This is a genomic window from Pseudomonas sp. LB3P81, assembly GCF_054897965.1.
The window spans coordinates 3,488,677-3,511,273 of record NZ_JBUBVG010000001.1 but is presented as its reverse complement, the minus strand read 5'-3'; the positions used below and the strand labels follow the sequence as shown (position 1 = coordinate 3,511,273).

Annotated in this window: 19 protein-coding genes; 6 read left to right on the top strand and 13 right to left on the bottom strand. The window is 60.4% G+C overall.

The genetic code is table 11. The features are described 5' to 3' along the window. Positions 1-122: 122 nt before the first annotated feature. From ACYZTL_RS16115 to ACYZTL_RS16080, 8 genes are all read right to left on the bottom strand, one after another. A complete protein-coding gene (locus ACYZTL_RS16115) occupies positions 123-1,019 on the bottom strand; it encodes a peptidoglycan DD-metalloendopeptidase family protein (protein WP_461952623.1) in 897 nt (298 codons plus the stop codon). A gap of 207 nt (positions 1,020-1,226) precedes the next feature. Beyond that, positions 1,227-2,186: a response regulator gene (locus tag ACYZTL_RS16110; RefSeq protein ID WP_461952622.1), complete on the bottom strand. Its 960-nt coding sequence runs from the start codon at positions 2,184-2,186 to the stop codon at positions 1,227-1,229. 168 nt (positions 2,187-2,354) lie between these two features. Continuing rightward, the gene (gene phoU, locus ACYZTL_RS16105; RefSeq protein WP_253433929.1) at positions 2,355-3,116 is read right to left on the bottom strand and encodes a phosphate signaling complex protein PhoU; all 762 of its coding nucleotides are present in this window, start codon (positions 3,114-3,116) and stop codon (positions 2,355-2,357) included. A gap of 71 nt (positions 3,117-3,187) precedes the next feature. After that, positions 3,188-4,021, bottom strand: coding sequence for a phosphate ABC transporter ATP-binding protein PstB (gene pstB / locus ACYZTL_RS16100; RefSeq protein ID WP_059403832.1), 834 nt, complete (start codon positions 4,019-4,021; stop codon positions 3,188-3,190). Between the two features lie 167 nt (positions 4,022-4,188). Beyond that, positions 4,189-5,859 carry a phosphate ABC transporter permease PstA gene (gene pstA, locus ACYZTL_RS16095; RefSeq protein ID WP_461952621.1) on the bottom strand — a complete coding sequence of 557 codons (1,671 nt, stop codon included), beginning with the start codon at positions 5,857-5,859 and terminating at the stop codon, positions 4,189-4,191. A 15-nt stretch (positions 5,860-5,874) separates the two neighbouring features. Then, on the bottom strand, positions 5,875-7,908 hold the full coding sequence (locus ACYZTL_RS16090; RefSeq protein ID WP_461954320.1) for an ABC transporter permease subunit: 2,034 nt from the start codon (positions 7,906-7,908) through the stop codon (positions 5,875-5,877). A gap of 409 nt (positions 7,909-8,317) precedes the next feature. After that, positions 8,318-9,316, bottom strand: a complete 999-nt coding sequence (locus ACYZTL_RS16085; RefSeq protein ID WP_461952620.1) for a phosphate ABC transporter substrate-binding protein PstS family protein — start codon at positions 9,314-9,316, stop codon at positions 8,318-8,320. A 273-nt stretch (positions 9,317-9,589) separates the two neighbouring features. After that, the gene (locus ACYZTL_RS16080) at positions 9,590-10,888 is read right to left on the bottom strand and encodes an MFS transporter (RefSeq protein ID WP_461952619.1); all 1,299 of its coding nucleotides are present in this window, start codon (positions 10,886-10,888) and stop codon (positions 9,590-9,592) included. Between the two features lie 364 nt (positions 10,889-11,252). Here ACYZTL_RS16080 and ACYZTL_RS16075 point away from each other — a divergent pair, with 364 nt between their 5' ends. Further along, complete coding sequence (locus tag ACYZTL_RS16075) at positions 11,253-11,657, top strand: acyl-CoA thioesterase (RefSeq protein ID WP_007896491.1); 405 nt, start codon at positions 11,253-11,255, stop codon at positions 11,655-11,657. A 57-nt stretch (positions 11,658-11,714) separates the two neighbouring features. After that, positions 11,715-12,614, top strand: coding sequence for a D-hexose-6-phosphate mutarotase (locus tag ACYZTL_RS16070; protein ID WP_461952618.1), 900 nt, complete (start codon positions 11,715-11,717; stop codon positions 12,612-12,614). Positions 12,615-12,699: 85 nt separating this feature from the next. On the opposite strand, the gene ACYZTL_RS16065 is transcribed toward ACYZTL_RS16070, so the two are convergent. The 5 genes from ACYZTL_RS16065 to ACYZTL_RS16045 form a co-directional block, all read right to left on the bottom strand. Beyond that, the gene (locus tag ACYZTL_RS16065; protein WP_461952617.1) at positions 12,700-13,236 is read right to left on the bottom strand and encodes a DUF3299 domain-containing protein; all 537 of its coding nucleotides are present in this window, start codon (positions 13,234-13,236) and stop codon (positions 12,700-12,702) included. An 88-nt stretch (positions 13,237-13,324) separates the two neighbouring features. After that, a complete protein-coding gene (locus ACYZTL_RS16060; RefSeq protein ID WP_461952616.1) occupies positions 13,325-13,570 on the bottom strand; it encodes a GlsB/YeaQ/YmgE family stress response membrane protein in 246 nt (81 codons plus the stop codon). Positions 13,571-13,680: 110 nt separating this feature from the next. Next, positions 13,681-14,763 (bottom strand): 5-(carboxyamino)imidazole ribonucleotide synthase, encoded by a 1,083-nt coding sequence (locus tag ACYZTL_RS16055; RefSeq protein WP_214379907.1) that lies wholly within the window; start codon positions 14,761-14,763, stop codon positions 13,681-13,683. 11 nt (positions 14,764-14,774) lie between these two features. Then, on the bottom strand, positions 14,775-15,266 hold the full coding sequence (purE, locus tag ACYZTL_RS16050; protein ID WP_019694319.1) for a 5-(carboxyamino)imidazole ribonucleotide mutase: 492 nt from the start codon (positions 15,264-15,266) through the stop codon (positions 14,775-14,777). 345 nt (positions 15,267-15,611) lie between these two features. Then, positions 15,612-16,529 (bottom strand): LysR substrate-binding domain-containing protein, encoded by a 918-nt coding sequence (locus tag ACYZTL_RS16045; RefSeq protein WP_461952615.1) that lies wholly within the window; start codon positions 16,527-16,529, stop codon positions 15,612-15,614. A gap of 180 nt (positions 16,530-16,709) precedes the next feature. Here ACYZTL_RS16045 and aspA point away from each other — a divergent pair, with 180 nt between their 5' ends. From aspA to ACYZTL_RS16025, 4 genes are all read left to right on the top strand, one after another. Beyond that, the gene (aspA, locus tag ACYZTL_RS16040) at positions 16,710-18,134 is read left to right on the top strand and encodes an aspartate ammonia-lyase (RefSeq protein ID WP_461952614.1); all 1,425 of its coding nucleotides are present in this window, start codon (positions 16,710-16,712) and stop codon (positions 18,132-18,134) included. 475 nt (positions 18,135-18,609) lie between these two features. Then, complete coding sequence (locus ACYZTL_RS16035) at positions 18,610-20,061, top strand: alanine/glycine:cation symporter family protein (RefSeq protein WP_461952613.1); 1,452 nt, start codon at positions 18,610-18,612, stop codon at positions 20,059-20,061. Positions 20,062-20,215: 154 nt separating this feature from the next. Next, positions 20,216-21,220 carry an asparaginase gene (locus tag ACYZTL_RS16030; RefSeq protein ID WP_461952612.1) on the top strand — a complete coding sequence of 335 codons (1,005 nt, stop codon included), beginning with the start codon at positions 20,216-20,218 and terminating at the stop codon, positions 21,218-21,220. 174 nt (positions 21,221-21,394) lie between these two features. Next, positions 21,395-22,387 (top strand): AraC family transcriptional regulator, encoded by a 993-nt coding sequence (locus ACYZTL_RS16025; RefSeq protein WP_461952611.1) that lies wholly within the window; start codon positions 21,395-21,397, stop codon positions 22,385-22,387. Positions 22,388-22,597: the final 210 nt, after the last annotated feature.

Here is a 22,597-nt window from a genome sequence, read left to right as displayed (position 1 = left end):
TGAGCAGGCTCTTGTGGCGAGGGAGCTTGCTCCCGCTGGGTCGCGAAGCGGCCCCAAATCTTACGACTGCTGCGCAGTCGAGCGGGAGCAAGCTCCCTCGCCACAGTTGATCTCCATCGCTTTCACTGTTTGCCGAGCGCAAAGTTGGGCAGCGCCCCCACCGGTTGATTGAACTGGTACGGAATCGACACCAGCCCCAACCCGGTATTGCGCTGCACCACGAAATGCAGGTGCGGCCCGCTGCTGTTGCCGGTATTGCCCGACAGCGCCAGCGGACTCCCCACCGACACCCGTTGCCCTTCGCGAACGCTTACCGACCCTTGCTTGAGGTGCAGGTACACGCCCATCGTCCCGTCATCGTGCAGCACCCGCACGAAATTGCCCGACGGGTCGGTTCCGCGCCCGGTCTGGGCATTCTCGGTTTTCACCACCACTCCGCCTCGCGCCGCGATGATCGGCGTGCCCACGGGCATGGCGATGTCCATGGCGTAGCGATTCTTTGGGCCGAAGTGACTGTACTGTCCATTGGCGCCCTGACTCAGCCGAAACGGGCCGCCACGCCAAGGGAAAGGGTATCGATAGGCCATGGCAGCCCCTGAGGGATCGCCCAGGGAGTATTCAAATTTGGGGGCGTACACAAGCGGCATCTTGGCTTTCGTGGCCGTGAGCAGCGCCAGACGAATGCTGCTGCGCGCAGGCATGACCCGGCGAATCGGCCTGCTCGGCGCACCGCTGACGTTCTGCAGCCCGGCGAAACTCAACTCGATCTCTACCGGCGCATACAGGTCATTGCGCACGTAAACGCTGTCCACGCCCTTCTTCTTCGTGATGACGAGGTACACCTGTCGCTCAAGGTGCTCGACCATGCGATCGCGAAAAGTGAACACCCGGGAGCCCTTCGTGGGGCGGTCGCTGTAGGAAACCACGCCATTGGCATCAGTGGATTTGTAGATGGTCATGGCCATGGCCGTGGTGGCGGCCATGAACAGACCACAGAAAAACAGCAGGCGCGCGAGCATGGGCAAAAATTCTGTCGAGTAAGGCCTGGGGATGAGCCTAGCAGCTGCAATGGACCCGGATAGTCGGCAGATGTTTCAAAATGGGCAGTTCAGGGGATGTGTGGTGAAACAGAAGGCCCCTTCGCGAGCAAGCCCGCTCCCACAGGATTCACACTGTACCTGTGGGAGCGGGCTTGCTCGCGAAGACGGACTGTCAGGCGACGAAGATCACGCGCCTGGTATGAAATGCTTCTGCGCCGTACCACGTGCGATCAAACGGGAGATGTAATCCAGTTTCTGCGCGTCCTGGTCGACAAAGCGGAACGTCAGTTGCAGCCATTCGCTGTCGGGTTTCTGCTCGTGGGCGACGATGGCGTGCAGGTATCCGTTCAGACGCGCGACTTCAGCATTGTCACCCTGCTCCAGATCGAGCACGGCGCTGTCGAGCACCTGCGGCAGGGCTTCGCTGCGTTTGACCACCAGCAGCGCTTCCTTGAGGCTCAAGGCCTTGATCACGCATTGCTGGATACCGTTCGGCAGGCGCAACTGGCCCTGGCCACGACCGCCGGTTGGCGCTGTAGAGGCAGCCGGTGCCTTCACCGGCGGGCTGTTGAGCAGTCCACGGGACGGTGCGGCAGCTGCTGGCGCTGGCGCAGCGGCGGCAGGTCGAGCGATCGGGGCAACCGGCGCAGGAGCAGGCGCGACGCTGGCCACAGCAGGCTTGCCACCGGTCAATGCGCTCAACGAATCGTTGCCGAACGCCGAGTTCATTTTGGTCGGTGCGCTGTTCATCAAGGTATCGAGCTTGCCGACCTTGTTCAGCGCCTGCTTGACCTTGGTCAGCAGTTGCTCGTTGGTGAACGGCTTGCTGACGTAGCCGGAAACCCCGGCCTGGATCGCCTGGACGACGTTCTCTTTGTCGCCACGGCTGGTCACCATCACGAAGGGCATGCTCTTGAGGTTGTCCTGCTCGCGGCACCAGGTCAGCAATTCCAGGCCGGACATTTCCGGCATTTCCCAGTCGCACAGGACCAGGTCGAACGCTTCCCGTGCCAGCAAGGCCTGAGCCTTCTTGCCGTTGATCGCGTCTTCGATCCGGATCCCCGGGAAGTAGTTGCGCAGGCACTTCTTCACCAGGTCACGAATGAACGACGCATCGTCCACGACCAACACACTGACCTTACTCATCCACTACCCCTTTAAAAAATCCCGGCAAGCATACCAACTGTCTGATGGCACTTTGCCAAAAACCTTCAGTCACGCCGGGACTTTTCGTTCGCGGGTGCTGCTTTCGAATTCGTAAGCCCCTAAACAAAAACGCCCGGCCAAAAGGCCGGGCGCTTTACTTGGGCAATCTTACTTATCGTCAACTTCGCCCGGAACATTAGCGGTTTCACCACTTGTCCCTTCAACTTCTTCCTTCATGCGCTTGAGGCCCAGGTGACGCACGTCGGTGCCGCGCACCAGGTAAATCACCAGCTCGGAGATGTTGCGCGCGTGGTCGCCGATCCGTTCCAGCGAACGCAGAACCCAGATAATGCTCAGAACCCGCGAGATAGAGCGCGGGTCTTCCATCATGTAGGTGGCGAGCTCACGCAGGGCGGTCTTGTATTCGCGGTCGATGATCTTGTCGTACTGCGCCACCGACAACGCCAGGTCGGCGTCGAAGCGGGCAAACGCGTCCAGTGCGTCACGCACCATGTTGCGCACCTGGTCGCCGATGTGGCGAACCTCGACGTAACCGCGCGGCGCTTCGCCTTCCTCGCACAACTGGATGGCGCGGCGGGCGATCTTGGTCGATTCGTCGCCGATGCGCTCAAGGTCGATCACCGACTTGGAGATGCTGATGATCAGACGCAAGTCGGACGCAGCCGGCTGACGACGGGCCAGAATGCGCAGGCATTCTTCGTCGATATTGCGTTCCATCTGATTGATCTGGTCGTCGATCTCGCGCACCTGCTGGGCCAGGCCGGAGTCGGCCTCGATCAGCGCGGTCACCGCGTCGTTGACCTGCTTCTCTACCAGCCCGCCCATGGCCAGGAGGTGGCTGCGCACTTCCTCCAGCTCGGCGTTGAACTGCGCGGAAATGTGGTGGGTAAGGCCTTCTTTGCTAATCATGTTGGCGTCCTTGGAGCGTCCGGTAAGGTGCGGTCGACCGCAGCATCAGTTCAGTGAGCAACCACAGCTTCCTAGCCGTAACGACCGGTGATGTAGTCTTCGGTCTGCTTCTTCGCCGGATTGGTGAACAGCGTATCGGTGTCGCCGAACTCCACCAGTTTGCCCATGTACATGAACGCCGTGTAGTCAGAAACCCGCGCGGCCTGTTGCATGTTGTGGGTCACGATGACAATGGTGAATTTCGATTTCAGTTCGTAGATCAGCTCTTCGACTTTCAGCGTGGAGATCGGGTCGAGTGCCGAGCACGGTTCGTCGAGCAGCAGCACTTCCGGTTCCACGGCGATGGTGCGCGCGATCACCAGACGTTGTTGCTGACCACCGGACAGGCCCAGTGCCGACTCGTGCAGACGGTCTTTGACTTCGTCCCACAGCGCTGCGCCTTTCAGCGCCCACTCAACGGCTTCGTCGAGGATGCGTTTTTTGTTGATGCCCTGGATGCGCAGGCCGTAAACCACGTTTTCGTAAATGGTTTTCGGGAACGGGTTCGGCTTCTGGAACACCATGCCGACGCGACGACGCAGCTCGGCCACGTCTTCGCCCTTGCGGTAGATGTTGTTGCCGTACAGGTTGATTTCGCCTTCTACGCGGCAGCCGTCAACCAAGTCGTTCATGCGGTTGAAGGTGCGCAGCAGCGTGGACTTGCCGCAGCCGGACGGGCCGATGAAGGCGGTCACACGCTGTTTCGGAATGTTCATGCTGACGTCGTACAGCGCTTGTTTTTCGCCGTAGAACAGGCTCAGGCCCGGCACTTCGATGGCCACGGTTTCCTGCTCAAGGCTCAGGCTCTGTTTGTCGCGGCCCAGGGCGGACATGTTGATGCCGTGGGTATGTGCTTCGTGCTGCATGGGAGGCTCCCTGTGCTGACAAATTCGGTTCGGGGCCGCAGGTCAAACCTGCGGTTACGCAATTCTTTCTGTAGGAGCGAGCTTGCTCGCGATGGTCTGTCAGACACAGAAAAAGTGTCGGATGTACCCTTTTCGCGAGCAAGCTCGCTCCTACAGTTCGGTGTTGATTAGCTATCCAGCGCTTTGTATTTCTCGCGCAGATGGTTACGGATGTAAACGGCCGACAGGTTCAATGTCGCGATCACCAGTACCAGCAGCAGCGCCGTGGCGTACACCAGCGGTCGTGCGGCTTCGACGTTCGGGCTCTGGAAGCCGACGTCATAAATATGGAAGCCCAGGTGCATGATCTTCTGATCAAGGTGAAGGTACGGGTAGTTGCCATCCAGCGGCAGCGACGGCGCCAGTTTCACCACACCCACCAGCATCAGCGGCGCCACTTCACCGGCGGCGCGAGCCACGGCGAGGATCATGCCGGTCATCATCGCCGGGCTGGCCATCGGCAGCACGATCTTCCACAAGGTTTCAGCCTTGGTCGCGCCGAGGGCCAACGAGCCTTCACGCACGGTGCGAGGAATCCGCGCCAGGCCTTCTTCGGTGGCCACGATCACCACCGGCACCGCCAGCAGCGCCAGGGTCAAGGAAGCCCAGAGCAGACCCGGTGTACCGAAAGTCGGCGCCGGCAACGCTTCAGGGAAGAACAACCGGTCGACCGAGCCGCCCAGTACGTAAACGAAGAAGCCCAGACCGAACACGCCGTAAACGATGGCCGGAACGCCCGCGAGATTGTTCACGGCGATGCGGATAATCCGGGTCAGCGCGTTCTGCTTGGCGTATTCACGCAGGTAAACCGCCGCCAGTACGCCGAACGGGGTCACGATCATCGCCATGATCAGGGTCATCATCACGGTGCCGAAGATGGCCGGGAAGATCCCGCCTTCGGTGTTCGCTTCACGCGGGTCGTCGCTGAGGAATTCCCAGACCTTGCTGAAGTAGAAACCGATCTTGGTCATCGTGCCCATGGCGTTCGGCTGGTAGGCGTGAACCACTTTGCCGATGTCGATCAGGATCTCTTTGCCGTTCGCATCGCGGGCCGTCAGGCTGTCGCGGTTGAACTGGGCGTGCAGGTCGGCAAGACGTGCTTCGATGTCCTGATAACGTGCGTTCAGCTCGGCGCGCTCGGATTCCATGTCCGCTTGCGCGGCGGCATCGAGCTTGCCGGCCAGTTCCAGTTTGCGACTGTGCAGACGGATGCGTTCGAGACCGGCGTTGATCGCGCCGATGTCGACTTTTTCCAGGGTCTTGAGCTGTGCAGCGAGCTGGTTGACGCGGGCAACACGGGCTTGCAACTCAGGCCACGCAGCCTCGCCTTCAGCGATGACCTTGCCGTCCTGTTTGACGTTGACCAGGTAGCCGTAGAAATTGCCCCACTCGCGGCGCTCGATGGCCATCAGCTCAGGTGGCGTCTTCTGGTTGGTCAGCCACTCGCCGACGATCCAGGTGAAGTCGTTGCCGTTCAAGTCACGGTTGCCGACCTTGATCAGCTCGCGAGTCATGAACTCCGGGCCTTCATCAGGCACCGGCAGCCCGGCGCTTTTCAGGCGCGCGCGCGGCACTTCTTCTTTCTGCACCACTTCGCCGATGACCAGGTGATTAGCCTGGCCCGGTACGTCGTAGCTGGCGTGGATCAGGTCCGCCGGCCAGAAGTGACCCAGACCGCGCACGGCAATCACCGCGAGCAGGCCAATGGTCATGATGACCGCGATGGACACCGCGCCACCGCTGATCCAGACGCCGGGGGCGCCGCTCTTGAACCATCCATTCAGGGAGTTCTGTTTCACAGACTTCTACCTTTCTTAAAGCGACGAGTATTTCTTGCGCAGACGCTGACGAATCAGTTCCGCGAGGGTGTTCATGACGAAGGTGAACAACAGCAGCACCAGCGCCGAGAGGAACAGCACGCGGTAGTGGCTGCCGCCGACTTCCGATTCGGGCATTTCCACCGCGACGTTGGCGGCCAGCGTTCGCAGACCTTCGAACAGGTTCATTTCCATGACCGGGGTGTTACCCGTAGCCATCAGCACGATCATGGTTTCACCGACCGCACGGCCCATGCCGATCATCAGTGCCGAGAAGATGCCCGGGCTGGCGGTGAGGATCACCACCCGCGTCATGGTCTGCCACGGGGTAGCACCAAGTGCCAGGGAACCGAGGGTCAGGCCGCGCGGCACGCTGAACACGGCGTCTTCGGCGATGGAGTAGATGTTCGGGATCACCGCGAAGCCCATGGCCAGACCGACCACCAGTGCGTTGCGCTGGTCGTAGGTGATGCCCAGGTCGTGGGAGATCCACATGCGCATGTCGCCGCCGAAGAACCAGGTCTCCATGTACGGGCTCATGTACAGCGAGAGCCAGCCCACGAACAGGATCACTGGAATCAGGATCGCGCTTTCCCAACCGTCCGGCACTTTCAGGCGGATGGACTCAGGCAGGCGACTGAAGCCGAAACCGGCCACCAGGATGCCGATCGGCATCAGCATCAGCAGGCTGAAGATGCCCGGCAAATGCCCTTCTACATAAGGTGCGAGGAACAGGCCGGCGAAGAAACCGAGGATCACCGTCGGCATCGCTTCCATCAGCTCGATCACCGGTTTGACCTTGCGGCGCATGCCCGGGGCCATGAAGTACGCGGTGTAGATCGCCGCAGCGACGGCCAATGGAGCGGCCAGCAGCATGGCGTAGAACGCGGCTTTCAGGGTACCGAAAGTCAGTGGCGACAGGCTCAGCTTCGGCTCGAAGTCGGTGTTGGCGGCGGTCGATTGCCAGACGTATTTAGGCTCGTCGTAGTTCTCGTACCAGACCTTGCTCCACAACGCGCTCCACGACACTTCCGGGTGCGGGTTGTCGAGCAGCAGCGGTTGAATCTTGCCGCCCGCTTCGACGATCACGCGGTTGGCCCGTGGCGACAGACCGAAAAGGCCTTGGCCTTCCACCACCTGATCCACCAGCAAGGTGCGGTGCGCGGTGCTGTGGAACACGCCGAGCTTGCCGGACGCATCAAGGGCAACGAAGCCTTTGCGACGTTCTTCGGCAGTGATTTCAACGATCGGCGTGGTGCCCATCTGGAAGGTGCGGATCTGCTTCAGGCGCTGTTCGCCATCCGGATCGCGAGCCATGAACCACTGAGCCAGGCCACCTTTGGAATCGCCGAGGATCAGCGAGATACCGCCCACCAGCTGGGTGCTGGCGGTAATCTCGGCATCGCCGTTTTCGAGCAGCTTGTAGCGACCGTTGAGGCTCTTGTCGCGCAGGCTGAACACGTCGGCCTGGGCACGACCGTTAATCACATACAGCCACTGCTGACGCGGGTCGACGAAGATGTTCTTCACCGGCTCGGTCATTTGCGGCAGGTCGATGCGCTTCTGCTCGTTGGTGATTTCGCCGGTCATCATGTTTTCTTCGCTGGTCAGCGAAAGCACATTGAGTTGCGAACCGGTGGAACCGACCAGCATCAGGGTCGAATCAGTGGCGTTGAGGCTGACGTGCTCCAGCGCACCGCCCGCCTCGTTCAGCGCGATCGGGGTTTCGCCGTACGGGTATTCGACGGCCGGCGAGATGGTCTTCTTGCCGTCCGGGTAGCTGACTTTATAGGTGTGACGGAACACCAGCGCCTGGCCATTGGACAAGCCCACCGCCACCAATGGATGGCCCGGTTGGTCTTCGCCGATGGAGGTCACGGTCGTGCCGGCCGGGATCGGCAGATCGACGCGCTTGAGTTCAGCGCCACTGTCGATGTCGAAAAACAGCGCCTGCCCTTTGTCGGAAACCCGCATGGCGACCTGGTTCTGCTCTTCCAGGGAGATCATCAGCGGCTTGCCGGCGTCTTGCATCCAGGCGGGCGTGATGGCGTCCTTGGCGGTCAGGTCGGCACCCTGGAACAGGGGCAGGACGACGTAGGCAAGGAAGAAGAAGATCAGTGTGATCGCGCCAAGAACGGCAAGGCCGCCAACGAGGACGTACCAGCGGGTCAGGCGATCCTTTAGCGCGCGGATGCGGCGCTTGCGTTGCAGTTCAGGCGTATTGAAATCAATTCGCTTGGGGGGATTAGTAGTCATGGTGGAATTGGCCAGATCAGTCATGCGCACACCCTAGCGATCCTGTATGACAGAAAGATGACAATGCAGTGACGCAACAAATCCTCCGCCAGCGGGAACTGGCAGTGGACAGAAAATTAGAGGTGTGTGGGGACGGGCGTACCCGCCCCCACTGGAGTCCGGAAATCATCCCGGACTCAAGGTGTTACTTCTTTGCGACGTCGCCGCCTTCTTGCAGACCCAGGTCAGCCAGTGCTTTTGCAGCAACCTTGGCCGGCAGTGGGATGTAGCCGTCTTTCACTACAACTTCCTGGCCCTGTTTGGACAGAACCAGTTTCACGAACTCGGCTTCCAGCGGGGCCAGAGGCTTGTTCGGGGCTTTGTTGACGTAAACGTAGAGGAAGCGCGACAGCGGGTATTTGCCGTTCAGGGCGTTTTCTTCGGTGTCTTCGACGAATTCAGTGGTGCCTTTCTTGGCCAGGGCCACAGTCTTCACGCTAGCGGTTTTGTAGCCGATGCCCGAGTAACCAACGCCGTTCAGCGAGGAGCTGATCGACTGCACGACCGAAGCCGAACCTGGTTGTTCGTTGACGTTTGGCTTGTAGTCGCCTTTGCACAGGGCTTCTTCTTTGAAGTAGCCATAAGTGCCGGATACCGAGTTACGACCGAACAGTTGAACCGGCTTGGTGGCCAGATCACCGGTCACGCCCAGGTCACCCCAGGTTTTCACCTCGGTTTTAGCGCCGCACAGACGAGTGGACGAGAAGATCGCGTCGACTTGTTCCATGGTCAGGTGCTGGATCGGGTTGTCTTTGTGTACGAAGACAGCCAGGGCGTCCACAGCAACCGGAATCGCGGTTGGCTTGTAACCGTATTTGGTTTCGAAGGCTTGCAGCTCGGTGTCCTTCATCTTGCGGCTCATCGGGCCCAGGTTAGCGGTGCCTTCAGTGAGCGCAGGTGGCGCGGTAGACGAACCGGCAGCCTGAATCTGGATGTTTACGTTCGGGTATTCTTTTTTGTAGTTCTCGGCCCACAGGGTCATGAGGTTGGCCAGGGTATCGGAGCCGACGCTAGACAGGTTGCCCGACACACCAGTGATCTTGGTGTAGCTCGGGATCGACGGGTCAACAGCGGCAACCGCGTTGGCAGTCGCAACGCCAGCAGCGACAAAAGTCATTGCCGCCATCAAACGCTTCAGTTTCATGCCTTACTCCTAGCAGATAGGGTGTGTTAAGTCGGGGCCAAGTATCAGCAGGCCGCGTGAACACTCTATGGCTGAAATATGACAATTGGATGAAAGGCCAGTATTCGATGTTCCGAAGTGATTCCGCGTTATCGTTCTTCGTCGGAACGCCGCCCGGAGCAAGCCCGCTCCCACACTGGATCTGCGCCTGAACACAGGATTTGTGTCCAATTGAGTCAACTGTGGGAGTGGGCTTGCTCGCGAAGGGGCCAGTACAGTCGACGAAGGCTCGGCTTAGCGCCCTTTCTTCCAGAGATACCCACCCACCACAATCCCGACCCCACAAATGACCGCCACGTAATAGGCCGGCCCCATCGGGCTCTCCTTCAGCAGCAACGTCACCACCATCGGGGTCAGACCGCCAAAAATCGCGTAGGCCAGGTTGTAGGAAAACGACAGGCCGCTGAAGCGCACCACCGCCGGGAAGGCTTTGACCATCACATAGGGCACCGCGCCGATGGTGCCGACCAGCAAACCGGTCACGGCATACATCGGGAACAGCCAGTCCGGGTGATTGAACAGGCTGTGGTAGAAGGTCCACGAGCTGAGCAACAGCAGGGCGCTGCCGAACACAAACACCCGGCCAGCGCCGAAGCGATCAGCCAAAGCACCGGAAGCCACGCAACCCAGGCTCAGGAATACGATCGCCAGGCTGTTGGCCTGCAACGCGGTGGTTGGAGCGAAGTGGTAAACGGTCTGTAGCACGGTCGGGGTCATCAGAATGACCACGATGATGCCGGCGGACAGCAGCCAGGTCAGCAGCATGGAGATCGCGATCGCGCCGCGATGATCACGCAACACCGCGCGCAGCGGCACTTCTTCGGCCAGGGCTTTGCGCAATTGCAGTTCGGCGAACACTGGCGTCTCGTGCAGCCAGCGGCGCAGATAAACCGAGAACAGACCAAACACACCACCGAGCAGGAACGGGATCCGCCAGGCGTAATCCGACACTTCCACCGGGGTGTAAATGCTGTTGATCACCGTGGCGACCAGGGAACCCAACAGGATGCCCGCCGTCAGACCGCTGGTCAGGGTGCCGCAGGCGTAGCCGATGTGCCGCTGTGGCACGTGTTCGGAAACGAAGACCCACGCGCCGGGCACTTCACCGCCAATCGCTGCGCCCTGAATGACCCGCATCAGCAGCAACAGGATCGGCGCCCACATGCCGATTTGCGCGTACGTCGGCAGCAGGCCCATGATCAGGGTCGGCACCGCCATCATGAAAATACTCAGGGTGAACATCTTCTTGCGGCCCAGCAGGTCACCGAAGTGTGCCATCACAATGCCGCCCAGCGGCCGCGCCAGATAGCCGGCGGCGAAGATGCCGAAGGTCTGCATCAGCCGCAGCCACTCGGGCATGTCGGCCGGGAAGAACAGCTTGCCCACCACCGTGGCGAAGAACACGAAGATGATGAAGTCGTAGAACTCCAGCGCGCCGCCAAGGGCAGACAGCGATAAAGTCTTGTAGTCATTGCGGGTCAACGGACGTGCGGGCTGAGTCGGCTGCGCGATGCTCGAGGGCGCTGTGGTCATGGCAAGGGCTTCTCTAATAGTCGGATCTGCAACCCCAACAACGCTGGCGGAGGCTTGGGCAGGTCCGGCACGATAGCAAATTGTTCGAAATAGCACATAGAGGTGCGTATTTGAGGGGCAAAATGAGAACCGCACGGTCGTCTCGGAGTCTACCGACCGATATACTCGCGATCTTGCAACAGTTTGAAAGGGTTGCTGTGCGAAAACGCCTGCCGGGGTGTGCAGGCGGTTTCGCAGAGTTTCCCTTTAGGCGCCTTACGAAAAACGTGACGAACGTAGTATGTTCGGGGCTGAATCGTTTTTTCTGAGACGGCTACTCACCTGAAGTACCAATGAAGAGTCACGGGTCAGAGGCACCCCCGGCATGATAGAGCTCGAACAAGAAGATCCAATCCCGCAAGGCGACCTGGCCCTGCAAATCACTGCGCTTCCCCGTGAAACCAACGGATTCGGCGATATTTTCGGTGGCTGGCTGGTGGCGCAGATGGATTTGGCCGGCACCGCAATGGCCAGCAAAGTCGCTGGCGGTCGAGTGGCCACCGTTGCGATCGACCGCATGGCGTTCCTGGTGCCGGTCGCGGTGGGCGCTCAGCTCTCCTTCTATACCCAGGCCCTGGAAATCGGCCGCAGTTCGATCCAGATGATGGTTGAGGTCTGGAGCGACGATCCGCTGTCCAGCGAGTGGCGTAAAGTGACTGAAGCCGTGTTTGTGTTCGTTGCCATCGACGGCAGCGGTCGCACGCGCTCGGTTCCGCCACGCGCGCGTTAAACACTGCGAGCGTTTTGCGGTCCATTGCAGTCATTGTTCCCGATCGAGAGTTGTCCCATGAACACGCCCAACGTTGAAGCCGTGAAACTGGATGAACTGAACTGCTGGCGCATCCGCCACGGTCAGGCCGAATTGCTGGTGGCCCAGCAAGGCGCGCACATCCTCAGTTATCAATTGGCCGGCCAACCGCCGCTGATCTGGCTCAACGATGAGGCTGTGTTCAAGACCGGCAAGGGCATCCGTGCCGGTGTGCCGGTGTGCTGGCCGTGGTTCGGCAATTTTTCGCGCAACCCGCAGAGCGTTCAGGCGATGCGCGTCAGCAACGAACCGCCGACCGCCCACGGTTTTGTACGGGCGATGGACTGGGAGCTGGGCGGTATCGAAACCGAAGGTGAGAGCCTGAAGGTGGAATTCGTCCTGCCCTACCCCGAAGGTGGCTTCCCGGGCTGGCCGCATCAGGTGGATTTGAAGTTGAGCATTCGACTGGATGAACAACTGCATATCAGCCTGACCAGCCACAACCAGGGCACCGATACCGTCACCCTCAGCCAGGCGCTGCACAGCTATTTCGCGGTCAGCGATGTGCGCAATGTGCAGGTTGAAGGGATGGATGGCTTGAATTACATCGAGACGCTGGATGACTGGAAAACCGTCACCCAGACCGGTGACCTGCGCTTTACCGGCGAGACCGATCGCATCTACCTCAATGTTCCGCAGAAGCTGAGCATTGTCGACCCGACCTGGGAACGGCGCATCGAGCTGACCAGCAGTGGTTCGAGCTCGGCGGTGATCTGGAACCCGTGGATTGATCGCGCGGTGGCGTTCAGTGACATGGCCGATGATGGCTGGCAGCGCATGCTGTGCATCGAGACGGCGAATGTGATGGATGATGTGGTGACACTGGCGCCGGGGGCGAGCCATACCCTGGGCGTGAGCATCGGCAGCATGCCTTTATAAGATCAAAAGATCGCAGCCTTCGGCAGCTCCTACACCGATATCTGTAGGAGCTGCCGAAGGCTGCGATCTTTTTGCTGTTGCAGGGTTATAAATCCGATTCCTTCACCACCCGCACCTTCGCCGCATCCAGTGCATACGCCGCATCAGCCAGGTCATTGTTGACCTTCTCGATCTTCAACGTACCCGTTACCCACAGCGGTGTGTAGATATCATCCAGCTTCAACCCTTTTGGATAACGCACCAGCACCAACTGATTCGGCGGCGGTGGCGGCACGTGGATGCAGGCGCCCGGATATGGCACGAGGAAGAACAGCGTGCTGCGGCCCTTGGCGTCGGACTCCAGCGGCACTGGATAACCGCCGATGCGGATGTTCTTGTCGTTCATCGACGGCACGGTTTTCGTCGAGTACATCACCGCCGGCAAACCCTTGCTCTGCTTCATGCCACCCTTTTCGGTAAAGGTGCCATTGGCTTCGGGGGAGTCGTGGTCGATTTCGGGCATGGCCTCGAGGGCTTTCTGGTCCGACTTGGGCATCAGTTCGAGCCAGTCGGTTTCCGGCAGTTCGCCGGCATGGGCGAGGCCCGTACCCAGTAGAAGAAGAGTTAACAGAAGACGGCGCATGAAGGTGCTCGGCAAGAGAGAGGACGATACAACGCCGAGCATTCTAGCCCTCCCCGCGTGCGGCGCAGAGAGGGCTTTGTCGCTTGAATCAGCGCTTTTTGATCAAACCGTAGATCACCAGCAGCACCACGGCGCCAACCAGCGCACCCAGGAAGCCTGCGCCTTCACCGGCACGATAGAAGCCCAGGGCCTGACCGCCGTAAGTGGCCGCCAGCGAACCGCCGATACCGAGCAGAATGGTCATGATCCAGCCCATGCTGTCATCACCCGGTTTCAGGAACCGGGCCAGCAGGCCGACAATCAAGCCGATAAAGATGGTTCCGATAATTCCCATGGCATTTCCCTCTGATTGGTTGGTTATGCGAAAGACTAGTCAGACTTTCGCATCCTGCCATGAGAGAACGGCGGTCCCTGAATGGTTCCGCCGCTGCTACATGAAACTGTTTATTCGGCGATCAGCGCTTCAACCTTGAGGATCTGCGCCGCCAGCGTCTCGCGGTCTGCACAACGCAGGTTGGCGTGACCGACCTTGCGGCCGACCTTGAAGGCCTTGCCATAGTGATGCAGATGGCAATCGGCAATGGCCAGGACTTTTTCGGTCTCCGGCACTTTACCGATGAAGTTGAGCATGGCGCTCTCGCCGACCTTGGCCGTCGAACCCAGCGGCAGACCGGCAACGGCCCGCAGGTGGTTTTCGAACTGGCTGCACTCGGCGCCCTCAGTGGTCCAATGCCCGGAGTTGTGCACGCGCGGGGCAATTTCGTTGGCCTTCAGGCCACCGTCGACTTCAAAGAACTCGAACGCCATCACACCAACGTAGTTCAACTGCTTGAGCACGCGGCTGGAGTAGTCTTCGGCCAAGGCTTGCAACGGGTGGTCGGTGCTGGCCACGGACAGCTTGAGGATGCCGCTGTCGTGGGTGTTGTGAACCAGCGGGTAGAACTTCGTTTCGCCATCGCGGGCACGCACGGCGATCAGCGAAACTTCGCCGGTGAACGGCACGAAGCCTTCCAGCAGGCAGGCAACGCTGCCCAGTTCAGCGAAGGTGCCGACCACGTCTTCAGCGGTGCGCAGGACTTTCTGGCCCTTGCCGTCGTAACCCAGGGTGCGGGTTTTCAGCACGGCCGGCAGACCGATGGACGCCACCGCGGCGTCCAGATCGGCTTGCGACTGGATGTCGGCGAACGCCGGGGTGGGAATCCCCAGGTCCTTGAACATGCTCTTCTCGAACCAGCGATCGCGGGCGATGCGCAGGGCTTCGGCGCTCGGGTAGACCGGGACGAACTGCGACAGGAATGCCACGGTTTCAGCCGGGACGCTTTCGAACTCGAAAGTCACCAGATCGACTTCATCAGCGAGCTGACGCAGGTGATCCTGATCGCCGTAATCGGCCCGCAGGTGTTCGCCCAATGCGGCTGCGCAAGCATCCGGCGCGGGGTCCAGGAAAGCGAAGTTCATGCCCAGCGGAGTGCCCGCCAGCGCCAACATGCGACCCAACTGGCCGCCACCGATTACACCGATCTTCATCGTCAACAACCTCAGGCGATGCGTGGGTCTGGATTGTCCAGGACGCTGTCTGTCTGCTCAGCACGGAAGGTTTTCAGCACCGCGTGGAACTGCGGGTGCTTGGCGCCCAGGATACTCGCCGACAGCAGCGCTGCGTTGATTGCACCAGCCTTGCCGATGGCCAGGGTGGCGACCGGAATGCCCGCAGGCATCTGCACGATAGAGAGCAGCGAGTCGACGCCCGAGAGCATCGACGACTGCACCGGCACGCCCAGCACCGGCAGGTGGGTCTTGGCCGCACACATGCCTGGCAAGTGGGCCGCGCCACCGGCGCCGGCGATGATCACCTCGATGCCACGCGCCTCGGCCTCTTCGGCGTACTGGAACAGCAGGTCCGGGGTGCGGTGGGCAGAGACCACTTTCACCTCGTAAGGGATGCCGAGCTTTTCCAGCATATCGGCGGTGTGGCTAAGGGTGGACCAATCGGACTTGGAGCCCATGATCACGCCAACCAGTGCACTCATCGTCGTGCCTCTTCTCTCTGGGCGCCCGCAGGCGCGTCAAAAAACAACAAGCCACGCAAAATGCGTGGCTTGATTGTACGAAAAATGGCCGGACGAACCGGCCGAAGGCCGCGCAGTATACCTCAATGAAGCAGATAAACAGCCCCCTAGGCGACCATCTGTCATAGGGCGCAAAGTGCCGGTTTTATTGACTCAAAGGTCAATCAAATACACCACGAATCCCCTGTGGGAGCGGCGGTGCGACGATTCGACTTGCTCGCGAATGCGGTGTGTCAGTCGATATCAATAGTGCCTGATGCACCGCCTTCGCGAGCAAGCCCGCTCCCACAGGGTGCATCTTTGTGTTCAAGAACCGGTTGTGCCTTGCGCCGCACCACCTTCAAGCTTTCGCCACAGCAACCGCACATTCGCCTTGCGCACCAACGCGCAGCGGTACAACCGAATCTCCAGCGGCACATGCCATTGCGGGCCGCCGCAGACCACCAGCTCACCCCGCGCCAGTTCAGCACGCACACTGAGTTGCGGCACCCAGGCAATGCCCAATCCTTCCAGCGCCATGCTTTTCAGGCTGTCAGCCATGGCGGTTTCATACACCGTGGTAAACCGTAGCGCGCGCTGGCGCAGTAAGCCGTTCACCGAACGCCCGAGAAACGCTCCGGCGCTGTAGGCCAACAACGGAACGCTGGCTTCGCCTTCCAGATCGAACAGCGGCTTTCCGTCGGCATCCGCCGCGCACACCGGCAGCATTTCCGTGTGTCCCAGGTGCAGCGACGGAAAGATCTCCGGGTCCATCTGCATGGCAGCGTCAGGGTCATAGAACGCCAACATCAGATCACAACCGCCTTCGCGCAACGCATGCACCGCGTCGCCAACGTTAGTCGCCACCAGCCGCGTGGCAATGTTCAAACCTTCATTACGCAACTGCGCGATCCAGCGCGGAAAGAAGCCCAACGCCAAGGAGTGAGCAGCGGCAACTTGCATCACTTCGCCCTGCCCGCCCTCCAGATGATGAAGATGGCGCAGCACTTCGCCGAGCTGTTCGACCACGGTCCGTGCGGTGACCAGAAACAACTGCCCCGCCGCGGTCAGCTCGACCGGCGTGCGCGAGCGGTTGACCAGTTGCAGCCCCAGTGCGGCTTCCAGGCTGCGGATCCGTCGACTGAACGCCGGCTGAGTCACGAAGCGTCGTTCGGCAGCCTGGGAGAAGCTGCGGGTGGCGGCCAGAGCACTAAAGTCCTCAAGCCATTTACTTTCCAGATTCATCACGTCCTCCCGGACACGCACCAATTTAGGTCGCACGCTCGCCACACACGCGGCGTCACATGGGCATTATGCCGAATGTGCATAGGCCAGTGCTTAACAGCATTGGCCGAAAATTCTCCACAAGCCTAGCATTTGAGGCGTTCCGGCACAGACCGGGTCCATATCGAGATGATTTCTATCATGTCCTCCGCTGCATCTTTCCGCACAGAAAAAGACCTGCTTGGCGTACTCGAAGTACCGGCTCAAGCGTATTACGGCATCCAGACCCTGCGAGCGGTGAATAACTTCCGTCTCTCCGGCGTTCCGATTTCGCATTACCCGAAGCTGGTTGTCGGTCTGGCGATGGTCAAACAGGCCGCCGCTGACGCCAACCGCGAGCTGGGTCACCTGAGCGAAGCCAAGCACGCTGCCATCAGCGAAGCCTGTGCACGATTGATCCGCGGCGATTTCCACGAAGAGTTCGTGGTGGACATGATTCAAGGCGGCGCTGGCACTTCGACCAACATGAATGCCAACGAAGTCATCGCCAACATCGCGCTGGAGGCCATGGGCCACAGCAAGGGCGAATACCAATACCTGCACCCGAACAACGACGTGAACATGGCGCAGTCGACCAACGACGCTTACCCGACCGCGATCCGTCTGGGTCTGCTGCTGGGTCACGACGCGCTGCTGGCCAGCCTCGACAGCCTGATCCAGTCGTTCGCCGCCAAAGGTGAAGAATTCAGCCACGTTCTGAAGATGGGCCGTACCCAACTCCAAGACGCCGTGCCGATGACCCTCGGCCAGGAATTCCGCGCCTTCGCCACTACCTTGGGCGAAGACCTGGCGCGCCTGAAAACACTGGCACCGGAACTGCTGACTGAAGTGAACCTGGGCGGCACCGCGATCGGTACCGGCATCAACGCCGACCCGCGCTATCAGGCCCTGGCCGTTCAGCGTCTGGCGCTGATCAGCGGTCAACCGCTGGTTCCGGCGGCCGACTTGATCGAAGCCACTTCCGATATGGGTGCTTTCGTACTGTTCTCCGGCATGCTCAAGCGCACTGCGGTCAAGCTGTCGAAGATCTGCAACGACCTGCGTCTGCTGTCCAGCGGCCCGCGTACCGGCATCAACGAAATCAACCTGCCGGCACGTCAGCCAGGCAGCTCGATCATGCCAGGCAAGGTCAACCCGGTCATCCCGGAAGCCGTAAACCAGGTGGCATTCCAGATCATCGGCAACGACCTGGCCCTGACCATCGCGGCCGAAGGCGGCCAGCTGCAACTGAACGTGATGGAGCCGCTGATCGCCTTCAAGATCTTCGACTCGATCCGCTTGCTACAACGCGCCATGGACATGCTGCGCGAGCATTGCATCACCGGCATCACCGCCAACGAAGCCCGCTGCCGCGAACTGGTCGAGCACTCGATCGGCCTGGTGACCGCGCTAAACCCGTACATCGGCTATGAAAACGCCACCCGCATCGCCCGTATCGCCCTCGAAAGCGGCCGCGGCGTGCTGGAACTGGTGCGCGAAGAAGGCTTGCTCGACGAAGAAATGCTCGCCGACATCCTGCGCCCGGAAAACATGATTGCTCCGCGTCTGGTGCCGCTTAAAGCCTGATCCGACGCATTATTTGTAGCACCGCTCACCAGGTCGGGGGACTAGACACCTCTCACCTTTTGAGGGCTTGGGGATTTATTCCCCAAGCCCTTTTTTTTAAGCATTTTACGGACCCCAAACATGTCTGATACCGCCAAGATCGCAGCCTTCGGCAGCTCCTACAGAATCACATCGGTCCACCTGTAGGAGCTGCCGAAGGCTGCGATCTTTTGATCCTGCAGCACCTCGTATCGACACTTGCACCACAACAGTGCAGACGGACGGCACACTCATAGGTATAGTGCCGCCCCTCTTCGCATGAGCGGTCGTCGGTAACGAGGCCAAAACCCATGCGAAACCCGAACTAATAACAAACCCGCAATATGAAATCGGGACGAACCTTCGCCTCGCCTGTTTTGCCGCGCGCAAAGCGGTGTAACGCGATATTTCCGACCGCTCAGCATTTGCCTAAACAAAAAACAGCGAGGAATAATCCATGCTCGAAGTCATCAACGACTTCCTCTCAGGAAAAGTACTGATCGTGCTCATTGTCGGGCTCGGTAGCTACTTCACGATCCGCTCGCGTTTCGTTCAATTTCGTCACTTCTTCCACATGTTCGCGGTGTTCCGCGACAGCCTCAAAAGCAGTACCGGGCAACTCAGCTCGTTCCAGGCCCTGATGCTCAGCCTCGCCGGCCGCGTCGGTGCAGGCAACATCGCCGGTGTCGGCATCGCCGTGACCCTCGGTGGGCCAGGTGCGGTGTTCTGGATGTGGGTGACCGCGCTGGTCGGCATGTCCAGCAGCTTCTTTGAATGCTCCCTTGGCCAGCTCTACAAACGCGCCGACTCCGACGGCACTTTCCGTGGCGGCCCGTCCTACTACATCCAGCACGGTCTGCAGAAACGCTGGCTGGGGATGATCATGGCGTTCCTGCTGTTGATCACCTTCGGCTTCGCCTTCAATGGCCTGCAATCCCACGCCGTGACGCACTCGCTGAATAGCGCATTCGGCCTCGACACCACCTGGACCGGCCTGGCCCTGGCGGTGTTGCTGGGTCTGGTGTTCATCGGCGGGATCAAGCGCATCGCCAAGGTCGCTGACCTGCTGGTGCCGGTGAAAACCCTGGTGTACATCGGCGTGACCATCTACGTGATCGTGCTGCAATTCGACCACGTACCGGGCATGTTGATGACCATCGTCAAAAGTGCTTTCGGTCTGGATCAAGCCTTCGGCGGCCTGATCGGCAGCGCTATCGTCATGGGCGTGAAGCGTGGCGTGTTCGCCAACGAAGCGGGCCTGGGCAGTGCGCCGAACGTGGCAGCCGTGGCGTCGGTCGAGCACCCGGTGTCACAAGGCGTGGTTCAGGCGTTCAGCGTGTTCCTCGACACCTTCGTGATCTGCACCTGCACCGCGCTGCTGATCCTGCTCTCGGGCTTCTACACTCCGGGCTTCGAAGGCGACGGCATTGCCCTGACCCAGAACTCGCTCGCCGCTGTCGTGGGCGACTGGGGCCGGATGTTCATCTCCGTGGCACTGGCGTTGTTCGTGTTCACCTCGATTCTCTACAACTACTACCTGGGCGAGAGCAACCTGCGCTTCCTGATCGGTGAAAACCGCAAGGCGCTGATCGGATACCGCGCGCTGGTGCTGGTGTTGATCTTCTGGGGTGCGATCGAGAACCTCGGCACGGTGTTCGCGTTTGCCGACATCACCATGACCCTGCTCGCGTTCGTGAACCTGATCGCGCTGTTCCTGCTGTTCAAGGTCGGCATGCGCATCCTGCGTGACTACGATGACCAGCGCGCTGCCGGCATCAAGACACCGGTGTTCGATTCGAGCAAGTTCCCGGATCTGGACCTGGACCTGAACGCCTGGCCAGCCAACCCGCCAGCCGCCGCCACCAAGGCTGAAGCTGAAGCGCAAGGCGTACCCGCAGCGCAACGCTGATCGGTTAAAGTGCGCAATCCCATGTGGGAGCGGGCTTGCTCGCGAATGCGGTTGATCATTCAACATTGATGTCGATTCACACACCGCATTCGCGAGCAAGTCGAATCGTCGCACCGCCGCTCCCACAGGGGTTCATCGCTCTCGGAGAGTCTCCATGAATTCCTCGACCTACCCTGCCGCCCAGCACGTCATGGTGCTTTACACCGGTGGCACCATCGGCATGCAGGCCAGCGAACACGGCCTGGCACCAGCGTCCGGTTTCGAAGCGCGGATGCGTGAATACCTGCACAGCCAGCCTGAGCTGGTGGTGCCGCAGTGGCGTTTTCGCGAGATGGCGCCGCTGATCGACAGTGCCAACATGTCTCCGGCGTACTGGCAGCAACTGCGTGAGGCCGTCGTCGATGCGGTGGATGTGCAGGGCTGCGACAGTGTGCTGATCCTGCACGGCACCGACACTTTGGCTTACAGCGCCGCCGCAATGAGTTTCCAGTTGCTTGGCCTGCACGCCCGCGTGTGCTTCACCGGCTCGATGCTGCCGGCCGGTGTCTCTGACAGCGATGCCTGGGAAAACCTCGGTGGCGCGCTGGTCGCCCTCGGCCAAGGCCTGGCGCCGGGCGTGCACTTGTACTTCCACGGCGAGCTACTGGCGCCAACCCGATGCGCGAAGGTGCGCAGTTTCGGTCGGCATCCATTCAAGCGGTTGGAGCGTCAGGGTGGTGGTGCAAAAGCCGCTTCGTTGCCTGCGCAACTGCACTACAACCAGCACAAACAGTTGGCGAACGTCGCGGTGTTGCCGTTGTTCCCCGGCATTGGCGCCGAGCAACTCGATGGCGTGCTGAACAGCGGTATTCAGGGCCTTGTCCTGGAGTGTTACGGCAGCGGCACGGGGCCAAGTGACAATCCGCAATTCCTCGCCGCCCTTGCGCGGGCGCGGGACAGCGGTGTGGTGGTCGTTGCGGTCACGCAGTGCCATGAAGGTGGTGTTGAACTGGACGTATACGAAGCGGGTAGTCGCTTGCGTGGGGCCGGCGTGCTTTCGGGTGGCGGCATGACCCGTGAAGCGGCGTTCGGGAAGTTACATGGGTTGCTGGGTGCCGGGCTCGACACCGCTGAAGTACGACGCCTCGTCGAACTCGACCTGTGCGGCGAACTGATCTGACACACCACAAATCCTGTAGGAGCGAGCTTGCTCGCGAAGGTCGTGAACGATAACGCGTAAACCAGATGACCAGTGGCGCCTTTTGGTTTTTCGCGAGCAAGCTTGCTCCTACAGTTTCCATCGCTCGGCATGTAACTTGCTGTTCTTCAGCCATACACAAGGCTGGAAGCCGCCATGCTCCACTCCCACCTCACCACCCTCAATGCCGTCTCTTTGGTGCTCAATGCATTCAAAGCCGAAGGTCTGCCCAGCGAAGCACTGCTCGCAGGAAGCGGCATCAGTGCGGCGGACCTGAGCCGGGCCGACACGCGCATCACCACCAATCAGGAGATGCAGGTCTGCGCCAATGCAGTCGCGCTCAAGCGTGACATCGGTCTGGAACTAGGCCGGCGGATGCACGTTTCGTCCTACGGCATGCTCGGTTATGCGCTGCTCACCAGTGCCACCTTCGGTGACGCTTTGCGCTTGGCGATGCGCTATCCGGCGCTGTTGGGAACACTTTTTGAACTGGGCCTGGAAGACGACGGCGACCGCGTCTGGTTCGTCGCGGCCGACTACCGGGAGAGTCCGGCGATGGCGGTGTTCAATGCCGAGTTCTGTCTGGTGTCATTGAAAGTCATCTGCGACGACCTGTTCGGTCATCCGCTGCCACTACTGGCCGCACGCTTCGAACATGCTGCACCCGATTATGAAGAGACCTACGCCGAGCACTTCGACTGCCCACTTCACTTCGGCGCACGGGACAACGCCTTCGCCTTCGACAAACAATGGCTCGTCCAACCCTTGCCACTGGCGGACGTCATCACCCATCAGGCCATGGCCGAACGTTGCCGCAAGCAGAACCTTGAGTTCACCGGGCGTCAGGCGTGGCTGGGGCGGATTCGCCAGTTGCTCAGTGCTCAACTCAACGCAGCGCCGGGGCTTGAAGGGTTGGCCGAGCAGATGAATTGTTCGGCGCGGACCCTGCGCCGGCATCTCAAGGATTTGGGCTGCAGCTATCAGGAATTGCTGGATGAGCTGCGCTTCGAACAAGCCAAGCACATGCTCTGCGAAGAACAGATGCCGATTTACCGGATCGCCGAAGCGCTGGGCTTCAGCGAGACCGCGAGTTTCCGCCATGCGTTTGTGCGCTGGAGTGGCGTGGCGCCGAGTCAGTTCAGACCTTGAGCCGCCCCTGTGGCGAGGGAGCTTGCTCCCGCTCGGCTGCGCAGCAGTCGTAATTTGGCAAACGCTATCTGAATGAAGAGCGCAGTGTTTGGGTTGGGTCTGCTGCGCAGACCAGCGGGAGCAAGCTCCCTCGCCACAGAGGGGCGAATTTCGGTCAACTATTTTGGCCATATCAATCCCCTTTTGGCCTTTCCTGCCGTTCTCCGAATC